At 57.5% G+C, this 862-nt stretch carries 2 protein-coding genes; both read left to right on the top strand.

Annotated elements, in window-relative coordinates; translation table 11 throughout:
• The first annotated feature begins 81 nt into the window (after positions 1-81).
• Positions 82-360 carry a CopG family ribbon-helix-helix protein gene (locus OP496_RS18170; protein ID WP_280565389.1) on the top strand — a complete coding sequence of 93 codons (279 nt, stop codon included), beginning with the start codon at positions 82-84 and terminating at the stop codon, positions 358-360.
• On the top strand, positions 348-638 hold the full coding sequence (locus tag OP496_RS18165; RefSeq protein ID WP_280565386.1) for a type II toxin-antitoxin system RelE/ParE family toxin: 291 nt from the start codon (positions 348-350) through the stop codon (positions 636-638). The genes OP496_RS18170 and OP496_RS18165 overlap by 13 nt, the downstream gene beginning before the upstream one ends.
• Positions 639-862: the final 224 nt, after the last annotated feature.

The raw sequence follows: 862 nt of genomic DNA, 5'->3' as shown, positions 1-862 counted from the left end.
TTCATCGACAGCCAGGCCGAAGCGGTCTATAGTATTTAAAGGTACTACCTCTTACTACGAGCTTTAACCAGGGAGGATGATATGGCGACCCCGACATCCATCAAGCTCGACGATGACCTGAAAGGAAGGGTGCAGCACTTGGCCGATGCGCGCCGACGCTCCTCGCACTGGCTCATGCGTGAAGCCATCGAGCAGTATGTCGCGCGTGAGGAAAACCGGGAAGCCTTCAAGCAGGATGCGCTCCGGGCTTGGGAGGACTACCAGGCGACGGGTCTGCACGCGACTGCAGACGAAGTAGAGAAGTGGCTGAATAGCTGGGGAACGGATCATGAGGAGCCCGCTCCAACATGCCACGAGTGATCTTCGCCTCGGCAGCGATCAACGACCTAGAGCGGCTGCGTGGATTCTTGCAACCGAAGAATCCCGCAGTAGCCGCGCGAGCTGCCCAGGCTATCCTCCAAGGCGTCCAGGCACTCGGAGAACATCCCCATATCGGACGCCCAATCGACGACCTGTCAGAAGTATACCGGGATTGGCTGATTGACTTCGGTGATAGCGGCTATATCGCCCGGTACCGTATCGACGCTGACACTGTAGTGGTGTTGGCCATCCGTCAACAGAAAGAAGCGGGCTTCTAGCTGAGCTGCTCAGTAACCGTACCGACCTGCAACCGTCTCAACCCGATATTCCGGATACCCGAATCAACATGACCGATTTTATTACCGATTCCATGCGCAATCGCCTCATCGAGGGCGTTCACGTCGCCGGGCAAGAAGTCATGGCGATCTACCGCCGCGACTTCGCCATCGAAGAAAAGGGTGACGCCAGTCCGCTCACCGAGGCGGACATGGCCTCGCATCAT

Origin of the sequence: Chromohalobacter sp. 48-RD10 (assembly GCF_029889785.1) — a bacterium.
Classification (GTDB): domain Bacteria; phylum Pseudomonadota; class Gammaproteobacteria; order Pseudomonadales; family Halomonadaceae; genus Chromohalobacter.
Note: the sequence above shows the minus strand (reverse complement) of the source record. Positions and strands in the feature narration are given on the sequence as shown.